The sequence below is a fragment of the Stygiolobus azoricus genome, assembly GCF_009729035.1.
GTDB lineage: Archaea > Thermoproteota > Thermoprotei_A > Sulfolobales > Sulfolobaceae > Stygiolobus > Stygiolobus azoricus.
The window spans coordinates 1870389-1887689 of sequence record NZ_CP045483.1 but is presented as its reverse complement, the minus strand read 5'-3'; the positions used below and the strand labels follow the sequence as shown (position 1 = coordinate 1887689).

The 17301-nt window shown below is 40.3% G+C and carries 18 protein-coding genes; 13 read left to right on the top strand and 5 right to left on the bottom strand.

All coding sequences use genetic code 11. The annotated features are described in order from the left end of the window. The first annotated feature begins 22 nt into the window (after nucleotides 1–22). On the top strand, nucleotides 23–1384 hold the full coding sequence (locus tag D1868_RS10380) for a digeranylgeranylglycerophospholipid reductase (protein ID WP_156007808.1): 1362 nt from the start codon (nucleotides 23–25) through the stop codon (nucleotides 1382–1384). Here the strand turns inward: D1868_RS10380 and D1868_RS10375 are convergent. Then, nucleotides 1355–2962, bottom strand: coding sequence for a DUF2070 family protein (locus D1868_RS10375; RefSeq protein ID WP_196770243.1), 1608 nt, complete (start codon nucleotides 2960–2962; stop codon nucleotides 1355–1357). The two genes, D1868_RS10380 and D1868_RS10375, sit on opposite strands and share 30 nt — an antisense overlap. Nucleotides 2963–2989: 27 nt before the next feature. Here D1868_RS10375 and D1868_RS10370 point away from each other — a divergent pair, with 27 nt between their 5' ends. Genes D1868_RS10370 through D1868_RS10345 form a run of 6 tightly spaced genes read left to right on the top strand, consistent with a single transcriptional unit; the run spans nucleotide 2990 to nucleotide 8003 of the window. Next, on the top strand, nucleotides 2990–3280 hold the full coding sequence (locus tag D1868_RS10370) for a hypothetical protein (protein ID WP_156007806.1): 291 nt from the start codon (nucleotides 2990–2992) through the stop codon (nucleotides 3278–3280). Continuing rightward, a complete protein-coding gene (locus D1868_RS10365) occupies nucleotides 3267–4061 on the top strand; it encodes an HAD-IIA family hydrolase (protein ID WP_156007805.1) in 795 nt (264 codons plus the stop codon). Before D1868_RS10370 ends, D1868_RS10365 begins: the two co-directional genes overlap by 14 nt. A 35-nt stretch (nucleotides 4062–4096) precedes the next feature. Beyond that, nucleotides 4097–5797, top strand: a complete 1701-nt coding sequence (locus D1868_RS10360; protein ID WP_156007804.1) for a succinate dehydrogenase flavoprotein subunit — start codon at nucleotides 4097–4099, stop codon at nucleotides 5795–5797. 16 nt (nucleotides 5798–5813) lie between these two features. Beyond that, nucleotides 5814–6770 (top strand): succinate dehydrogenase/fumarate reductase iron-sulfur subunit, encoded by a 957-nt coding sequence (locus D1868_RS10355; protein WP_156007803.1) that lies wholly within the window; start codon nucleotides 5814–5816, stop codon nucleotides 6768–6770. Between the two features lies 1 nt (nucleotide 6771). Then, nucleotides 6772–7644: a CoB--CoM heterodisulfide reductase iron-sulfur subunit B family protein gene (locus tag D1868_RS10350; RefSeq protein WP_156007802.1), complete on the top strand. Its 873-nt coding sequence runs from the start codon at nucleotides 6772–6774 to the stop codon at nucleotides 7642–7644. Beyond that, entirely contained in the window at nucleotides 7641–8003 is a 363-nt protein-coding gene (locus tag D1868_RS10345; RefSeq protein ID WP_156007801.1) for a succinate dehydrogenase, read from the top strand. Before D1868_RS10350 ends, D1868_RS10345 begins: the two co-directional genes overlap by 4 nt. A 111-nt stretch (nucleotides 8004–8114) precedes the next feature. Here D1868_RS10345 and D1868_RS10340 read toward each other — a convergent pair whose 3' ends face one another. Both D1868_RS10340 and D1868_RS10335 read right to left on the bottom strand, forming a co-directional pair. Then, entirely contained in the window at nucleotides 8115–9476 is a 1362-nt protein-coding gene (locus D1868_RS10340; RefSeq protein ID WP_156007800.1) for a vWA domain-containing protein, read from the bottom strand. Further along, entirely contained in the window at nucleotides 9467–10621 is a 1155-nt protein-coding gene (locus D1868_RS10335; protein ID WP_156007799.1) for an AAA family ATPase, read from the bottom strand. Before D1868_RS10335 ends, D1868_RS10340 begins: the two co-directional genes overlap by 10 nt. Nucleotides 10622–10823: 202 nt before the next feature. Here D1868_RS10335 and D1868_RS10330 point away from each other — a divergent pair, with 202 nt between their 5' ends. The 5 genes from D1868_RS10330 to D1868_RS10310 are packed head-to-tail and all read left to right on the top strand — an operon-like array spanning nucleotide 10824 to nucleotide 15318. After that, complete coding sequence (locus D1868_RS10330; RefSeq protein ID WP_156007798.1) at nucleotides 10824–11264, top strand: single stranded DNA-binding domain-containing protein; 441 nt, start codon at nucleotides 10824–10826, stop codon at nucleotides 11262–11264. Then, entirely contained in the window at nucleotides 11261–11575 is a 315-nt protein-coding gene (locus D1868_RS10325) for a PqqD family protein (RefSeq protein ID WP_156007797.1), read from the top strand. Before D1868_RS10330 ends, D1868_RS10325 begins: the two co-directional genes overlap by 4 nt. A gap of 32 nt (nucleotides 11576–11607) precedes the next feature. Beyond that, on the top strand, nucleotides 11608–13245 hold the full coding sequence (locus D1868_RS10320; RefSeq protein ID WP_156007796.1) for a molybdopterin-binding protein: 1638 nt from the start codon (nucleotides 11608–11610) through the stop codon (nucleotides 13243–13245). Nucleotides 13246–13277: 32 nt separating this feature from the next. Continuing rightward, on the top strand, nucleotides 13278–14213 hold the full coding sequence (locus tag D1868_RS10315) for a homoserine kinase (protein WP_156007795.1): 936 nt from the start codon (nucleotides 13278–13280) through the stop codon (nucleotides 14211–14213). Then, a complete protein-coding gene (locus D1868_RS10310; protein ID WP_156007794.1) occupies nucleotides 14197–15318 on the top strand; it encodes an aminotransferase class I/II-fold pyridoxal phosphate-dependent enzyme in 1122 nt (373 codons plus the stop codon). The genes D1868_RS10315 and D1868_RS10310 overlap by 17 nt, the downstream gene beginning before the upstream one ends. Here D1868_RS10310 and D1868_RS10305 read toward each other — a convergent pair. Further along, nucleotides 15311–15625 carry a hypothetical protein gene (locus tag D1868_RS10305; RefSeq protein WP_156007793.1) on the bottom strand — a complete coding sequence of 105 codons (315 nt, stop codon included), beginning with the start codon at nucleotides 15623–15625 and terminating at the stop codon, nucleotides 15311–15313. The genes D1868_RS10310 and D1868_RS10305 overlap by 8 nt on opposite strands. Beyond that, complete coding sequence (locus D1868_RS10300; RefSeq protein ID WP_156007792.1) at nucleotides 15604–16149, bottom strand: hypothetical protein; 546 nt, start codon at nucleotides 16147–16149, stop codon at nucleotides 15604–15606. Before D1868_RS10300 ends, D1868_RS10305 begins: the two co-directional genes overlap by 22 nt. 143 nt (nucleotides 16150–16292) lie before the next feature. Between D1868_RS10300 and D1868_RS10295 the strand changes: the two genes are divergently transcribed. Next, nucleotides 16293–17285: a DUF1152 domain-containing protein gene (locus tag D1868_RS10295; protein WP_156007791.1), complete on the top strand. Its 993-nt coding sequence runs from the start codon at nucleotides 16293–16295 to the stop codon at nucleotides 17283–17285. Nucleotides 17286–17301: the final 16 nt, after the last annotated feature.

Below are 17301 nucleotides of genomic sequence, written 5' to 3'. Positions count from 1 at the left end.
TAAGAGAAATAGCGTGAATAATTTGAAGGAATTAAAGTATGATGTGTTAATCATTGGAGGCGGTTTTGCAGGTGCAAGTACTGCTTACCACCTAGCAGGACACGGGCTGAAAGTCCTTCTAATAGACAGTAAACCTTGGAATAGAATAGGAGATAAACCCTGCGGGGATGCTGTAAGTAAAGCCCACTTCGATAGGCTCGGTATGCCTTATCCGAGAGGGGATGAGTTGGAGAACAAAATAAGCGGTATAAAATTGTACAGCCCCGATATGGAGACCGTTTGGACTGTTAAAGGGGAAGGATTCGAGCTTAACGCACCGGCTTATAACCAAAGGATACTCAGAGAAGCAGAAGCTAAAGGAGTAGAGATCTGGGATCAAACGACAGCAGTGAAACCCATTATTGACCATGATACTGTCGTAGGTGCTGTATTGAACAATAGAAGAACTAATGAAGAAGTTACGGTGTACACTAAAGTGGTAGTTGAGGCTACTGGTTACTCCAGAAGTTTCAGAAGTAAATTACCTCCAGTTCTTCCAGTAGCTGAGGACTTAGACGAAAGGGATACAGATATTGCGTACAGAGAGGTCTTATTAACTAAAGATGATATAGAAGATAATGAGTATTTGAGGATATACGTGACTCAAAAAGCCTCCCCAGGAGGTTATTGGTGGTACTTCCCTAAGGGTAAGAATAAGGTGAATGTGGGACTCGGAATTCAAGGAGGTATGGGATACGGAAGTATCCACGAGTATTATAAGAAGTACTTGGACACTTACGCACCTGATGTGGACAAAAATAAGTTGTTAGTAAAAGGAGGGGCACTCGTTCCGACGAGAAGACCCCTCTATTCAATGGTCTGGAATGGAATTATAGTAGTCGGCGATTCAGCTTATACAGTCAACCCAGTTCACGGCGGTGGTAAGGGATCAGCAATGATCTCAGGGTACTGTGCAGCAAGGACTATCTTATCAGCATATGAGACTGGTGACTTTACTACAAACGGTCTATGGAACATGAACTTATGCTACATAAACGAATACGGAGCTAAACAAGCCAGCTTAGATATATTCAGAAGGTTCCTACAAAAACTCACCGATGAGGACATAGATTACGGGATGAAGAGGAAAGTCATAAAGGAGGAAGACCTACTTGAGGCAAGCGAGAAAGGGGACTTGCACTTGTCAGCTGCGGATAAAGCTATGAGAGTTATATCAGCTTTAGGTAGACCTTCTCTACTGTTCAAGTTAAAGACTGTTGCTGACTACATGAAGAGGATAAAACAACTATACCTCAACTACCCTCAATCTCCTAAAATGTTAAACCAGTGGAAAGAAAGCGTAGATAGTACAATACTAGAGTTTAATAACGCCATTAGTAATTAGTATAAGCAACAAAGACAACATCAACGGGGAAACTAGCGGTATCCAAAAAGTCCTTATTGTGTAGTTTCCCACCTCTTCCAAAGCAGTTACAAAGTTCGAAAGCATTTTTCCTAAAACTTTTACACCTTTTACATCTATCTCCTTAACGCTAACATTTACCTCCTTCAAGTCCGAGATTGCCTCTCTCGTAAGGTTTTCGGCCAGATCTAATAGTTCTTTGCAATATTGTGCTGGTAAATAAAGTTCTCTTATAGAAGACGCCGTACACGTGTGATCATCAGGTGTAACTAAAAGAGGGAAATCCACAAGTTTACCTATTCTTTCTCTAACCGCTTTAGTGAGAGAAGGATCGGAGTTATTGGCGTATAGGTAAATTATCCCTACTTTCTTTTCCCCATCTGAAATTACTATCACCCTCACCACATTCTTACATAATCCTTCACAACTTTTCACCGTACCTTCCTTTATAGCTACAAGTAGTGGTTTTAACGTAGCCGATCTCCTGATCTTTTTCACGTTCTCCACGTTTTCTATTATACATTTATCCGAGTGACGTGGTAATTCCTCGCTTAAATACTCGTTATGACAGTCAACAATATAGTCTGCACCCTTCGTCACATAATCCCACAGTTTCAAGGGCAGGTCATCTATCCCCTTGTCAGGTCTCTCAACGAATGTGAGGGATGAGTTTGAAAACAATAGTGTAACACCCCTGAAATTACAACGAGAGCTCCAAGGGTATATCCCATAAAAGGTTTGATCCTTCCAGTTTGCCTCGTTAATCTCTTCGGAAAAGACTAACTTAGCTACCTCTTTGGTTTGCTTATTACTTGTAATATCTATCTCATGACTACCAGGACCGTGAAAAACTATGTTGTTTGGATTCAACTCTTCCAAGTGGTAAAGGAACTTAGAGCTACCTATTTCGCCGCTTAGCCCGAAATGTATTTTCGGTAGGACAAAGAAGTGATCTGTAAACCTAAACATACCGATCCTTAAGTTAGTTTTAATCCCTAGCCCGTCAAGGAATTTCTCTAATGCCTCGTAGTCCTTTTTAACTATCCCTTCTATGAAAGGTCTTACAATCTGTAACGACTTGAGACCCGTAAGCTTTTCTCCCTTTCTGTTCAATAAATAAATGTAAATGTAGAAAATACCCGTGATAGTAATGGAATAAATTAATATGTCTAACCTAAAGCCAAAAGCTATAGATGGTATAAAAGTGGACAAAAACATTATTAAAGTAGCTTTTGCTTCCGACTTACTGGCTAAGCTTCCGTACCCTACTAGAGGGGAAATAATGCCGAATGACAAGAGGAAGTCTCTCGAAAAAAAGGGAAAAATGAGGTAAATAAACGCAGTTAAGTCCAAGAAAAACAACGTGACTTTCAGTTCCCTCAGAAGAATTAACAGGACTGAGAAGTATAAGATTAATGAGATGAAATATTCTATTCCTAGCGTTAAGCTTCGTAAGTAAACTAGAGCGCTCTCGAGAACCGATATGCCGGAAATCACCTTAATATTTGGTAAACTTTTAATCTTCGAGTAATATTTTCTCGTAATAGCTTCAGAATTCACATTTTTAACAGTGATATGGGGGTTAAAATGTTGTTGTCTAAGGACGACTTAGGAGTAGATAAATTGCTAAGGAAAAGTAGCGACGAATGTGAAATTTACATAGCCGAGAAGGGAGGAAAAGTGTTTCTAATAGGGGTTTATAGCGGGCGATACAGCAAATACTACTTTAAAATCACCCCAGCTTTTACCGGAAGATGGAATTGTGAGGAATTATTATACTACCCCTTCGGGTATTTCGGCTTTAGCGATAATGAAAGTGAATTAAAAATTAAGGTCAGCGAAAAAGTTAAAGAGCTTGAGACAAATGTCCTTAAATGACTACGAGTTAATAATTAGTGACGTTGACGGAGTGTTAATGAGAGAAGGAGAGCCAATATGGCCTAACATATACGTGATAAGAAGTTTGATCGATTCCGGCCATAAAGTATTACTCCTGACGAATAATTCAGGTTTTAGTAGAGTTCTCCTTTCTAGGCAACTCAATTCCTTAGGTCTAAAAATTTCTCCAGACCATATTATAACTAGTGGTACCGCTGCTGCGATCTACATGAAAGAAAAAACTGATATAAAGACCGTATTTGTAGTAGGAGAGGAAGGGCTTGTAGAGGAACTTAAAAACCACGGCTTTAGGCTCCTTAACACGAGAGACTTAGAAGAGGAGACACCTGACGCTGTAGTTATAGGCTTAGATAGGCTTTGCACATACGAAAAACTCTCTGCCGCGATGAGGGCAGTATATAACGGAGCTAAATTCATTGTGACTAACATGGATAGACTATGGCCTTCTAGGGATGGTCTTAAACTGGGTGCTGGAGCGTTGGCCAATGCCATCTCCTATGCGTTGAAAAGAACACCAGACTTTATCGCAGGTAAACCTAACCCTTGGATGATCGAGGTAGCTTTCATGATAACAAAATTAGACAGAGGGTTTAACAAGGCCGTCATGATAGGAGATCAACTCGAGACTGACATAAAAATGGGGATAAATGCTGGTATAGATACTGTTCTAGTTTTGACAGGTATTTCTACCACTAAGGACGTGGAGAATAGTGATGTTAAACCTAAATTTGTTGTGCGTACCTTGCAAGAATTAATATGAACAAGGTTTTTAAATGAATTTACGTCAATCATCTTATGGAGAAAGTTAATTATGACGTAGTGGTTATCGGGGCTGGTTTAGCTGGATTAATGGCTTCTCATGAAATAGCTTCTGCTGGATATAGTGTTGCTGTAATTTCAAAAGTTTTCCCCACACGATCCCACTCTTCAGCTGCTGAAGGAGGAATAGCAGCTTACATAGATGGAAATTCTGACCCTAATGACAACCCCGATTACATGGCTTACGACACGATTAAAGGAGGAGACTATCTGGTAGATCAAGATGCGGCAGAACTTTTAGCTTACAAATCAGGTGAGATCGTCAGGATCCTAGAAAGTTGGGGTACATTATTCAATAGGCAACCCGATGGTAGAATTGCTGTAAGGTATTTCGGAGGGCAGACGTATCCTAGAACTAGGTTTGTTGGTGATAAAACTGGAATGGCACTCCTTCATACTGTTTACGAGAGGACATCAGGTCTTGAAAAAGTAGACTTTTATTTCGAGTGGTTTGCGTGGGAGTTAGTTAGGGACGAAAGCAGGGTCAGGGGAGTAGTTGCCTTCGACATGAGGAACATGATTCCGGTATTCTTCAAAGCTAAGGCTATAGTAATTGCTTCAGGAGGCATGGGTATGCTGTATAAACACACCACTAATAGTTATATCAATACTGGCGACGGATATGCAATGGCTCTGAGAGCAGGTGTAGCGTTAAAAGACCCTGAATTCGTCCAGTTTCACCCCACAGCTCTCTACCCATCAGACATTCTCATAAGCGAAGCAGCTAGAGGCGAGGGAGGAATTCTCAGAAACAACAAAGGAGAGAGGTTCATGGCTAGATACGCCCCTAAGAAACTCGATCTAGCCCCTAGGGATATAGCCTCTAGGGCTATCCTTACCGAAGTTAAGGAAGGGAGGGGCTTCCCTGGTGGATATGTAGGCCTTGACTTAACTCACTTAGGTGAGGAGTACATTAAGGAAAGACTTGCCTTGGCATATGAAGCTGCAAAAGCCTTCGCTGGAATTGACGCTACCAAAGAGATGATTCCGGTAAGACCAGCTCAGCACTACTATATGGGAGGCATAGACGTAAACATTGAAGGTAGAAACCCCGACATAATAGGTCTATTTGCTGCTGGAGAAGCCGCTTGTGTTTCTGTCCATGGTGCTAATAGACTAGGTTCCAACTCCCTGCTGGAAACTTTGGTTTTCGGTAGGGAAACTGGAAGAGCGGTAGTCGAATTCCTTAAGTCCTATACTGAGCCATCATCAGATATAGATAAAGAGTCGGAAAAAGCGGAACAGTTAGCTTACGACGTTGTCAAGAGAGAGAGTGGAGTCCATTTTGGAGAAGTAGTCAATAAATTAAGGGAGGTCATGTGGGAGGATGTAGGTGTGTTCAGAAATGAGGATGGGATGAAAAATGCAATATCTGAAATACTAAAGCTAAGAGAAATGGCAAAGGACACTTACGTATTGGATAAGTCGAAAGTTTACAACACTGAGTTCTATAACGCGTTAGAGATGAAGAACATGCTGGACTTAGCGTTAGTTATAGCCTCAACAGCACTTAACAGAAAGGAGTCTAGAGGTGCTCATTATAGATTAGACTATCCGAAGAGGGACGATGAGAACTGGCTAAAACACACAATTGCATATCTGAGGGGTAACACAGTAGAGATAACCTATAAGCCCGTTAAAATTACCAAGTGGAAACCTGAGGAAAGAGTATACTAAACAAAAGGTGATGGTCATGTCCTTACAGAACGAAGAAGTGGAAGTAATCATAAAAGTAAAGAGGTTTTCCCCAGAAAAAGGTAACTGGTGGCAGGAGTATAAGTTGAGAGTAGATAGGTTTACACAGTTTACTGAAGCCTTGAGAAGGATAAAAACTGAACAAGACCCGACCCTAGCTTACAGAGCGTCATGCCACATGACTGTATGCGGTAGCTGCGGGATGAAAATAAACGGGGAGCCGAGGCTAGCGTGTAAGACCCTAGTCTTAGATATGGTAAAGAAGTATGAAAGTAACGTAATCACTATAGAGCCAATGGACTACTTCAAACCGATCAAGGATCTAATAGTAGATTTAGATGACTTTTACCAGAGAATGTATAAAGTAAAGCCGAGACTTTATCCAAGCGAACAAGTTTTAAAAGGAGAAGCTGAGCACAGGTTGAAGCCCGAAGACCAGAGGATGTTGTGGAAGTTTGCACAGTGCATATGGTGTGGGCTATGCGTATCTTCTTGCCCGAGTGTTAGAAACGACCCAGAATTCTTGGGCCCTGCAGCTCATGCAAAGGGGTTCAGATTTTTAGCAGATCCGAGGGATACAATTACTGAAGAAAGAGAGAAAATATTACTAGACAGTGCATGGAGATGCACTTATTGTTATATGTGTTATAACGTGTGTCCGAGAGATGTCGAGCCTGTTACTGCAATAAAGAAGACTAGGGCTTATACGAAGATAGCTAAGGTGAAAACTCCGGTTATAGAGACCGGAGAAAAGCACACAGAAGCAGTGTTTAATTCAATCTTCGAAAGTGGAAAAATTGAGGAAGCAAAAGTTTACCTAAGTACTTACGGCCTCATCGGATCCTTAAGGGATATGATATTCTTGCTAAAAAGCGGTAAACTGAATTATGCTCTCATTAAAGAGAAACCCGTAGAGAATATAACTGAAGTGAGAAAGATATTAAGAGGTGAGTAAAATGTCCTATGCCTACTATCCCGGTTGTGCATCTCACGGACTTTCGAAAGATGTAGATATAGCCACCAGAAAGGTCTTTGAGACTCTCGGTCTCAAGTTAGAGGAAGTCAAAGACTGGAACTGCTGCGGGGGAGGGTTCTTAGACGAATATGACGAAATAGGTCATATTGCATTAAACCTCAGGAACTTATCTATAGTCGAGAAGATGGGATATACTAAAATGGTCACACCGTGTAGTGTATGCTTACACAGCCACAGATTAGCTACGTTCAAGTATAAAGAGAATAAGGACCTGAGAAAAGAAGCAGAAAAGAGAATGAAGGGAACATCAATTAGTTATCAGGGTAAAGCGACAGCAGAACACATAGTGTGGGTATTAGTGAGAGATGTAGGAGTTGAGAAGATCAAGGAAAGGGTAAAGAGACCTTTAACTGGATTAAGGGTAGCATCTTACTACGGTTGCCAAATGTTAAGACCAGAGGAGATTATGGGTTTTGAATCAGCATATAAACCTCATAGTATGGAAGACCTGATAGCTGCTACTGGTGCTACTCCAGTTCCTTTCCCTATGAACAAGGCTTGTTGTGGATTCCCCTTAATGGGTAGCAACCCTAAAGTCGGGATTAAGCTCGCTTTTAATGTACTCAAAAGTGCCAAGGATCAACAAGCGGACATAATGGTTCACCCTTGTAGTCTCTGCCACTTACAATTAGACTCGCTACAAACTAGAATAATGAGTGAATTTAACGTAAATTGGACAATGCCTGCGATTTATATCACACAATTACTGGGACTAGCCTTCGGATTTTCACCCGAAGAATTAGGGATAGGTAAATATGCTACCGAGGTACTAAAGAGTAAGGGTGTTATATGATGGACGAGGAAGTTATTGCTGATATTTTCACTAAACTAGGAGGAAAGATTACGAAAGGCTGGTATGCTGTGAGTGAAAGACCTGGTAAACCACCGTTTGCCAAGGAATTTGAGTACTCTTTCGGTAATTTCTGGGGGAAAGTTCACTTGAGAAACGAAGGAGACTTATACGTTTATATTATTTCTAAGGACGTATTTAATTGGAAGGACAGAGTTAAGGATCTAAAGTTAAAAGGAGAAATTGTAGACGCTGCAGGCGGTATGATGTGGATAAAAGAAGAAAATGAAAAAAACTTAGAAGAAGACTTGAAATATTTGCAGTCATATCTTTCTTCAGTAAAAGCTTCCTCATCACATTAGTCAGAGTTCGGGTCTCTCAACATTTTTATACTTTTTCTAAGATCATAATATAGGCGACGCCATGCTCAGTTGACGCCGCATTAGCGGTGAATGATACTGAGACCTCCGTCTTCACGTTTCTACAACTCTTAGTAAGTCCTCATGATCTAACTTATACACGACCAAATACTGATCTGCTACTCTTCTCAAATCCGCGTTGTCTCCTCTGATCATTACACTTATCAGTGTGGAATTAGCCTCCTTTAATGACCTCCTAACAGTCGTCTCCGCTATCTTATCTTCTCCGTCAGTTAGTAATATTATCTCACTAACACCTTTAACATGACCTTCTTTAATGTCCTCACATGCGGAAATTATAGACCGGCTTATGTCAGTCCCTCCGCCTCCTCTTATTTTACCTATATATTCTATCATCTTTATTACATCCTTACTTTTAGCGTTCCTTATGACCTTTATTAAGGGATAAGGTATATTGTCGAAGAACCTTATGTAAAAGTCTCTGTTCTCTCTCCTTGCCCTACTGTACAGTGCTAATGCTACTGCTTTAGCCCAAATTATCTTTTCCCCATCCATACTGCCTGATTTATCAAGCAGCAAGTAAATTGGCCCTAAAACTTCCTTTATCCTCTTCTGATACAGTAGTAACTGGGATTCCGCCAATTTTATGTAAAATAACTCTTCAGGGTAAGCCAGCTCGGAGGGAACGAGCCTCTCTAGATCTGAACCCTCCTCGTAACCGTAAAGCTCGCCTCTTGAAAATCTAGTAGTCTTTTTCTTAGTGTAACTGCCAAGCCTCGGCATACCACTTAAGAATTCTAGAATCTTCTTAATCTCGGTGTTCCTAGCAAGCCTGAGAACTTCATGTATTTCCCCTTCAAAGTTAAGAATTGAACCGGTACCAGCTCCATTTCCTCCTACAATTCTCTGCATACTCCTTACAGACTCAGCGTCTTCCATAGCCTTACTTAGTGCTTTCTCATGAACTTGTTTCATCAGTTTCTCCATCTGTTGGTTCTGCTGTGTCTCAGTGTTCTTTTGACCTTCTCTCATTCCGCTACCTTTCATAAGACCGTTTAGTATTTGCTCAGCCATCTGCCTTTCCTCTTGGGACTGAGAGGTTCTCTTAATTCTCTCCAGCTCTTCGATCAAATTCTGGACGTAACTGACAGATAGTGCCATGCTTACTGCGGAATTAGCTATCGAATACTCTCTGTTTCTTAAGACAAGGTCTGAGTTAAGCATCATATCTATAAAATTGAGCATAATCTCCCTTTCTTTTGATACTTCACTCTTGGTCTTGGGGATCGGCATCGGTAAATAGTGGAGATAAAATGTATCTATGAGGAAGTTTTCATCTAATTGAACTTCTCTACCTAGAAGTTTTTTCAGAGTATAACTAATCCTCTCCCCTCTGTATCTCACTAGAGGGTCATCATAATCTACTCCTCTTAAAAACCCATCGCTCAAGGATATATCCCCAGCTTTCTAGCTACTTTTTCTAATAATTTGTCAATCTCATTTATAACCTCTTTTGAAAACTCCTCTACTTTGTCATCTCCGCTTTCCTTACCTAGAGCTAACACTCTATCTCTAGTAGCCCTTAAGCTCCTTATTAATTCAACCAACCTAGGGTCTGACTCATTAGCAGCTTCCACATATTTACTTGCTTCTTTGACGTTAGAATATATCTCGTTCAACTCCTTCATGTACTTAATAGGAGTTTTCAGCTCCTCAGAGAGAAGGGCTGATACTTTCTCGAAATCGTCTAATTCCTTGGGTGCTATATACTTTAACACTATTAGGTCTTCTTCCAGTGCTTTCATCCTTCCATTCAATATTGAGTGAGCTGATACAATCTTCAAAACCTTACCCTTTCTTCTGTCGCTTAAGTGTATACCTTTCTCCTCAAGGATTGCATAAAGTTTCAGCAACTTACCTTTTACCGCTGACAAGTCGACTTGAGGAATTAGAGTATAAAGATCGTCCAAGTGTTGAATGCTCATCAGTGGTTCGGAAACTTTCCACTTCCCCGAAAACTCATAGTCCCAAGCGGAGTTTATCAAATCTTTCCATAGATCTTCGCTTATTGGTCTTGCATAGTGTCTCAACAAGAGTCTGTCATATAGAGCGTCTAACTCTGGTTCATCAGGTACTCTATTGCTGGCAGATATTAGAGTTCTCAAGGGGACTTTAATGACGTTGTAACCGTCATAAATAACTCTCTCATTCAGCAATGATAGTAAGGCGTTCAGAATTGCGGAATTCGCGTTGAATATTTCATCTAAAAACGCGATTTCACTCTCTGGAAGTCTGTCTTTTGTTATTCTTTTATAAATCCCCTGCTTTAATGCATTTATATCAAGTGCACCGAATAACTCTGCGGGTTCAGTATACTTGGTTAGGAGATACATGAAGAACTTAGCATTAAGCAGCTCAGCAGCTCTTCTAGCTAATGCTGATTTAGCGGTTCCGGGCTCACCTATAAGTATTACGTGCTCTTTTGAGAGCAAAGCCAAAGTTATTACTTTTGCCTCCTCTTCTCTACCAACGAAAGGAGCAGATAACGCTTCTACAAATTTTTTAGGATATTCTAATAGCTGATTGAGATTATTACTCACAGTAGTATCCCATGATTATTATAGATACTTAGCTTAAAAGTTGACATTAGTATGAATTACATTTCTTGTTTTAAATATATGATTTAGTTGCTCTTGTTTTTTAACACATGTAACCGTGTTTTTCCTCTTAATTAACGATTCACATAAATTTTTATACTACGACGAGAAAATCATTATTAACAAATTTCGAGAGTCGAATCGTATGGGAGAAGAAAAAGTAGGTAACTTAAAACCTGGAATGGAAAACGTAAACCTAACTGTAAGAGTAATAGAAGCAGGAGAACCAAGACAAATACAAACAAAGAACGGAACAAGAACTATAAGCGAAGCGATAGTCGGAGACGAAACAGGTAGGATAAAGTTAACGTTATGGGGAAACTTAGCTGGTTCTGTTAAGGCTGGCTCGGTAGTAAAGATAGATAATGCATGGACCACCGCTTACAAAGGACAAGTTCAGTTAAACGCTGGAAGTAAATCTCAGATAACAGAAACACAAGAAGACGGAGTTCCAGAGGCAGACCAAATACCAGAAAACATACCATCAGCTGGAGACTACAGAAGACCTCCTCAGAGGGGAGGAAGAAGGTTTGGAGGAAGGAGACCGAGACCTAGGAGAGAAGACGAAGGGGAGGAAGAAGAGTGAGTAGTGATTTAGGTCCTGAAAAAGAAGGATTTAGCTTCGACCAAGTAAAGGACTTAAAACCCCAAAAGATTGGCGAGTTCATAGATAAGAGTGAAGATGAAGAAGGTTATATAATCAAAGTCTCTGAGGATAAAGTTTACGAGTTAGCTCCCATAGCTTATTACGTATGGGAGATGTGTGATGGTAACAGAACCGTAACTCAAATCGTAAATCAGATAAGTCAAGAGGCAAACTTGTCTCCTGAACAAGTAAGAGAACCTATCGTAATGGTCCTGAACGAACTGAAGAAAGCCTCCCTCATAAGCATGTAAAGATATAAACGGTTTTTCATATTTCTTTTTATATGCGTGCGATCTTAAATGAAGAAAATCTTTTAACAGTGGATGAAGCTTTAAATAAGTTTATTTCATCCTTACCTCCTTCTATACCCAATACTGAAGAAGTAGATTTATTGTCCTCTTTAGGGAGAATATCTGCTGAAGACGTTTACTCACCTCTTGACATACCTCCTTTCTCACGTTCAACCGTAGACGGTTATGCTGTAATATCAGATGAAACTCCAGGGGAATTTAGAGTAGTAGATAAAATCAGTATAGGCGAAGGCAAGCAAGTTAAGTTAAATCGCGGGGAGGCTATTGAAGTCGACACTGGAGCAATTATTCCAAGCGGAGCCACTGCTGTAGTTAAAGTAGAGGAAACTATTAGGGATGGTAACAAGGTGAAAGTTGCTAAGAGACTAAGGTTCGGTGAGAACATAGGCTGGGTAGGTAGTGACATACCTAAGGGCATGTTAATTCTCAGAAAAGGTGAAAGAATTACCCCAGAGAAAATAGCATTACTTTCTTCAGTAGGCATAAACAAAGTGAGGGTTTACCGTAAACTAAAGATATACATAATTGCAACCGGTGACGAGTTGGTAAAACCTGGGGAGAAGCTGACCACTGGAAAGATCTACGAGTCCAATACATACTATTTAGCCTCTAGGCTAACAATGCTTGGATATGAGGTAATAGGAAAAGTAGTAGTCCCTGATAACAAGGAGAAAATAAGTGAAGAGCTCTTACGTGGGTTGGAAAAAGCTGACGCTGTGATCCTTACTGGTGGAACTAGTGCTGGAGAAAAAGACTATGTTCATGAAGTAATTAAGGAGCTAGGTACCATAATCGTTCACGGGATAAAGTTCAAACCTGGGAAACCTACAATCCTAGCTGAGGTAAAAGGAAAACCGGTATTCGGCCTACCGGGAAACATAGTGTCAACTATTATGATTGGCGAACAGATAGTCGAGAAATACTTAGCACTTATGAGCGGTAGCGAGGCAGAAGCACAGATTACCATTGAAGCAGTAGCTATGAACAGAATAACCGCCGATAAGAAAAGGTTCACTTATATTCCAGTTTTCCTATTTAAAAAAGGTAATGATTTCTATGCACTCTCAGTACCTTTTGATAGCTACATGATCGGTACGTTTGCTCTTGCGGACGGTTATGTTGGGTTAAACCCAGGTGAGGAGGTAGAAGAAGGTAAAAAGATTAAGGTTTACGTGAGGAGGATTGATCTCGGTCCTATTTATATAGGCGAAGAAGAACCTACATTGATGGCTAAATTACCTTCTACTTTTAGACGTTTACCTTTGGGCACATTTGCTGCACTTAAGGCATTGAAGTATGGTATAGGAGACATAGTTGTGGTGAGCGACCTTCTAGATAACGATAATAGAGAGGGTGATCAGGTACTGGAGAGAAATATCATGGAGATCGGTGAGGGAGATGTGATAGGATATTGGGATTGGGTCGGGATGTCTAAGCTGGTAGAGAATCCTGCTGTGAAACTGAGGTATCCCTCTTCAGCCCTCCACATCTTAGGGAAGGCTAAAATATTCGTACCCAACACTATATTAAATCAAGGGAAAGTTGTTGCCAAAGAGAAATTGAAAATTTTCTTAAGAAATACTGAAGTTAGAAAGTACTTAATAACATAATTCTTTATTAGTAATGTGTCAGCATTACGCCTATGCAAGAGAAAATTGTAATTGCAAAAGCCTATTCTTCCTCAGCAAATTTGGGTGCTGGTTTTGACATTTTGGCTATGGCTCATGACGCTTTTCACGATGTAGTTGAGATAAGCTCACAACCCTCGTCCTCCCTTCAAGTTCAAGTAGAAGCCAACGGGGTACCTAAAGAACCGGAACGTAACTCCGCGAGTTTTGCTCTCATGAAGATGCTGGAAGAGTTCGGCATTAAGGCTAAAGTGAAAGTGAAGGTAAACAAGGGTGTACCACCAGGATTAGGGATGGGAAGTAGCGGGGCTTCCGCTGCAGCAGCTGTAGTTGGCGGAAACGAACTTTTTAACCTAGGCTTAAGCAAAGATGATCTAGTAAAGTTCGCGATGCAAGGTGAAATCGCTTCTTCGGGCTCACCTCACCCAGATAACGTAGCTGCTAGCGTGGTAGGCGGAGTAGTAGCTGTTATATCTGGCGAGCCCGTTAGAGTGTCTGAAATACCCATAAACCTGGACTTCAGTCTAATACTTTTCATCCCTAAAGTGGCGATAGAATCAAAAACTAAGAAGGCAAGAGAGATGGTACCTAAACAAATCGAACTCCAAAAACTTGTTAAGAACTCTAGGTATCTCTCTTCTTTAATTTTGGGACTCATAAAAGGGGATAGGGATTTGGTTAGATTAGGTCTTAACGACGATATTGTAGAAAGGTCTAGGGAATCCCTCTTCCCGTATTACTGGAAGTTAAAAGAAGAAGTGATAAAGTATAATGCAATAGGTGCATGTGTTAGCGGAGCTGGACCGACAATAGCTGTATTCGTTGATGAAAAGTCTGAAAGGGATGAAATTATAAAGAGAGGACTTAAAATTTGCGAGTCGTATGGTTATGAATGTAACTTTAAAGATGCAAAAGTAGCAAGAGGTGCTTGGGTTGAGAGACGGAACTAAGGTCACTAAAGAGGGAATAGATCAAGAGACCGGAGCTATAACTACACCCATCTATCAGACTACGTCTTACGCTTATCCAATCGGTGAAAAGTATAGATACAGTAGGGAAGTAAACCCGACCGTCCTTAAGTTAGCCGAGATGATCGCAGATTTAGAAGAGGCGGAAATGGGGGTAGCTTTTTCTTCAGGCATGGGGGCTATTTCCTCAACTTTACTAACCCTCATTAAACCAGGTAGCAAAGTTCTGATTCATAGAGATATGTTCGGCAGGACTTACAGATTTTTTACTGATTTCCTTAAGAGCTGGGGAGTAAAAGTAGATGTAGCAAACCCAGGAAAAATCATTGAAACTGCAGCTAGCGATAAGTATGATATTGTTTTCGTAGAAAACATATCCAACCCGATTTTGCGTGTAGTAGACGTAGTAACGTTGTCTAAGGTTTGTAGAGAAAATAATAGTTTATTAATAGTCGACTCTACATTTGCTACTCCAATAAACCAAAAACCTATTGTTCAGGGAGCTGATATAGTCCTTCACAGTGCCTCTAAGTTTATCGCCGGTCATAATGATGTGATAGCAGGCTTAGCTGCTGGTAAGAAAGATTATATGACTAAAATAGACTTAATGAGGAGGACTTTAGGCACGTCTTTAGACCCACATGCAGCATACCTAGTAATAAGAGGGATGAAAACTTTGAAGATAAGAATGGACGTAATTAACTCAAACTCACTTAAGATAGCGGAATTCCTGATGGAACATCCTAAGGTGAGGACGGTATACTATCCGGGTTTAAAAACACATCCAGATTATGAGATAGCAAGAAAGGTATTAAAGGGATTCGGTGGTGTTGTAAGCTTTGACGTTAAGGGTACTATGGAAGACTCTATCAGGTTAATGAATAAGTTTAACGTGATTTTAGCTGCCCAGACACTAGGTGGAGTAAATTCTACTATTTCCCACCCAGCTACGATGTCACATCGTACGTTGTCACCAGAGGAGAGAAAACTAGTAGGCATAACTGACACAATGTTAAGACTTTCAGTAGGAATAGAAGACGTAGATGACTTAATAGAAGACCTTGACAAAGCTTTGTCTTCTATATAAGAGTTCTAATTTCATTTTTTAGTTCTTCCATTAGCATTCCTTTTATCTCTTCTTTGTGAAGCCTGGTGAGATGCAAGTATAACCCCTTCTTAGTAAAGGGACCTTTACCGCACAGTTTACAGTATAACAAAGTCTCTTTCTGGTCTACAAGCCAAAATGCTACTTTCTGTGATACTTTCTTTGCTATGACTTTTGAAGAAAGACCTACAAGCTTTTCTATCTCCTCATCTTTAACGTTTATTTTACTCGCATATCTTGCCGTAACCTCAACTAGTTTTTCAGCCGTTATTGATAGTCCGCTATCCATTTAGGATCCCACACACTAGCTATTGCGATAGCTATTGCGAATATTGATATCAACCTGCGCTGCTGCATAATTATATCTCCTTCCAAGAATTTTTTAATTTCGCTGAGGTCAATACCCAAGACCCTTAATACCCTCTCAATCCTTACTTCTACTTCCTTGTAAAATACTGGGAGGTTTCCGTTACTTAACTCCCTCTTAGCTTCGATCACCATGTCCAAGGTCTCTCCTAACTCATCCTCCGTTATTTCAGGGAAGATTTTAGTTAGTTTCTTATTTATTTTACTCCCAATTACTTCCGCCATTCCAGGGGAATAGTCTATAGGGACTAAAAAGGACACCCAAGCGTCTACATACCTTCTTACAGTCTCTTTTACTTCTTCACTTTCACCTTCTAGTTCTTCCACAATAGAGGCAGCTGCAAGTATATGAGATAAGGCTTCTCCTATTTTTAAGTTTACGTCGACTGTTTGTGAATATTCATTATTAGTTAGATATGAGCTTAAGTTATCAATTACATCGCTCATTTACGAACACTAATGACATTCTTACCCATGATATTGTTTAAAGTATCAGATCAGATAATACGCGTTAACTTAACCTATTACTTTGAGTACTTCTTATTACTTAACCTCAAGTATAAAATGACATAATGGTTAAATATGATTCGATGAGAGCATTCGTTTTTGGACTGGGCGGAGGAGGGGACGTAGTATCAGCATATGTTGCTGCTCTTTACTTGAGATCAAAAGGATATGACACTATTATAGGAGCAGTGACTTGGGAAAGGTATGTGGAAGACCCCGTACCAGGACCTATATGTGACTTCGAAAACACTGTAAAGATAAACGAAATAATAAGGGAACTAAACCAAAACTCTTATGCAATCAGGCTGGGTAAATTAGTAACACCACAAATCGTCAGGCTAATGCGAGCTGTTAATATACAGAAAGGCTATGCGATATGTATTAAGGAAGGGCTTAGGGAAATAGTCTCAGGTATTAACGATTTCCTGCAAACTATGAAAATTGACTTTGTTTTAGGAGTTGACGCTGGAGGAGATGTCCTAGCTAAGGGGTGTGAAGAGACATTAGGCAGTCCGTTAATAGACTTCATGATGTTAAACGTGTTAGGTAAATTGAAAACAAGGTCTTTGTTAGCAACAATTGGTGCAGGTAGTGACGGTGAGCTAGAACATGACTATATTCTCAAGAGGATCGCTGAAATAGCGTCTCTAGGTGGATTAAAGGATAGTAAAGGTATCGACGAGGAGATTGCAAAGGAACTCGAAAAAGTACTTAAGGAGGTTCGAACAGAGGCGTCTAGAATTCCCTATCAGGCGTTTAAGGGACTCTTTGGTGAAGTTATGATCAGGGACGGGACTCGAAGAGTATATGTAACTCCCGTTTCCTCGATTATGTTCTTCTTAGACCCTAAAGTCGTGATAGAAACTTCACCTATCGCTAAGGTCTTGAGTGAATTCACATCACTTGAAGATGCTGACAGAAGGTTGAACCAAGTAGGAATATTTACTGAATACGATCTAGAAAAAGACCTATTTTCGACTTACGGGACTAGGAGTAGTGAGGTCAGTGGAGAGGATGTTATCAAAATTAGGACTGAGGGTAAAAAGAGGTTAGGAGGGATAAAATTAAAGTGTTAATCCTAGAAAAAATCTA

Excerpts from the sequence above, each read along its gene's own strand:
- D1868_RS10370 (WP_156007806.1), top strand. The coding sequence starts at position 2,990 with ATGTTGTTGTCTAAGGACGACTTAGGAGTAGATAAATTGCTAAGGAAA.
- D1868_RS10365 (WP_156007805.1), top strand. The coding sequence starts at position 3,267 with ATGTCCTTAAATGACTACGAGTTAATAATTAGTGACGTTGACGGAGTG.
- D1868_RS10360 (WP_156007804.1), top strand. The coding sequence starts at position 4,097 with ATGGAGAAAGTTAATTATGACGTAGTGGTTATCGGGGCTGGTTTAGCT.
- D1868_RS10355 (WP_156007803.1), top strand. The coding sequence starts at position 5,814 with ATGTCCTTACAGAACGAAGAAGTGGAAGTAATCATAAAAGTAAAGAGG.
- D1868_RS10350 (WP_156007802.1), top strand. The coding sequence starts at position 6,772 with ATGTCCTATGCCTACTATCCCGGTTGTGCATCTCACGGACTTTCGAAA.
- D1868_RS10345 (WP_156007801.1), top strand. The coding sequence starts at position 7,641 with ATGATGGACGAGGAAGTTATTGCTGATATTTTCACTAAACTAGGAGGA.
- D1868_RS10330 (WP_156007798.1), top strand. The coding sequence starts at position 10,824 with ATGGGAGAAGAAAAAGTAGGTAACTTAAAACCTGGAATGGAAAACGTA.
- D1868_RS10320 (WP_156007796.1), top strand. The coding sequence starts at position 11,608 with ATGCGTGCGATCTTAAATGAAGAAAATCTTTTAACAGTGGATGAAGCT.
- D1868_RS10315 (WP_156007795.1), top strand. The coding sequence starts at position 13,278 with ATGCAAGAGAAAATTGTAATTGCAAAAGCCTATTCTTCCTCAGCAAAT.
- D1868_RS10305 (WP_156007793.1), bottom strand. The coding sequence starts at position 15,625 with ATGGATAGCGGACTATCAATAACGGCTGAAAAACTAGTTGAGGTTACG.
- D1868_RS10300 (WP_156007792.1), bottom strand. The coding sequence starts at position 16,149 with ATGAGCGATGTAATTGATAACTTAAGCTCATATCTAACTAATAATGAA.
- D1868_RS10295 (WP_156007791.1), top strand. The coding sequence starts at position 16,293 with ATGAGAGCATTCGTTTTTGGACTGGGCGGAGGAGGGGACGTAGTATCA.